General features: G+C 33.9%; 1 pseudogene. It reads right to left on the bottom strand.

Features of this window, described 5'->3' with window-relative positions:
• Window positions 1-82 (bottom strand): annotated as a pseudogene (locus HRG09_RS28305) (IS6 family transposase); the annotation flags it as partial.
• Window positions 83-658 lie beyond the last annotated feature (576 nt).

Below are 658 nucleotides of genomic sequence, written 5' to 3'. Positions count from 1 at the left end.
AGCTTAAAGAAAAACGACAATAGTAGCCGATAGCTACCAAAATAATATCCTTTTTAAACTGTTTTCCTTTAAAATATCCCATATATCATTCTCCTGCTCACACTTTTTCTACAGGTTATCTCAGTTTAGAAATCTTTGCAACAGAACCTCGCTCTCCTTGCTGGATGTTGATAGAAGCGTTCCAGTCCTTGTCTGCCAAAAAAATGCACTTACACTAGAGTGAGTGCTCTAAAAAAAGTTGAGACTCCTCCATGGGGCACAATCTTTATAGGGAGAGTCTTCTACTAGAAACGTATCTTTAATTTATAATGAATACTACAAAATCTAATCAAAAAGTACATGATTTTACAAAAAGAATATCAAGTATCAGAAAATTCATTTTAGTCCAAAACCTCAAGATAACTGCATTGAATCTCTCAACTTCGAATATACTGACACTATCACTCTGAAAATAATATGTAATTAGTATAGAAAAGAATGAATTAACAATAGAAATATGGTTCTGTTGCAAAGTTTGAAAAAAGCATAAACAGGTTGGTAAATGAGGAACAATGTTTAGGAAGTAGCTAGTAATTGTTGAAATTCATTGTACGTTGAAAAGGCGGAGTCTCTTTGTGAACTGCACCCCAATTGTTGGACACCCACTAACAATTGGAGG

This window comes from Bacillus sp. Xin1, assembly GCF_013314535.1.
In the GTDB taxonomy this organism is placed as follows: Bacteria; Bacillota; Bacilli; order Bacillales; family Bacillaceae_G; genus Bacillus_A.
This window is presented reverse-complemented; position numbering and strand designations above follow the sequence as displayed.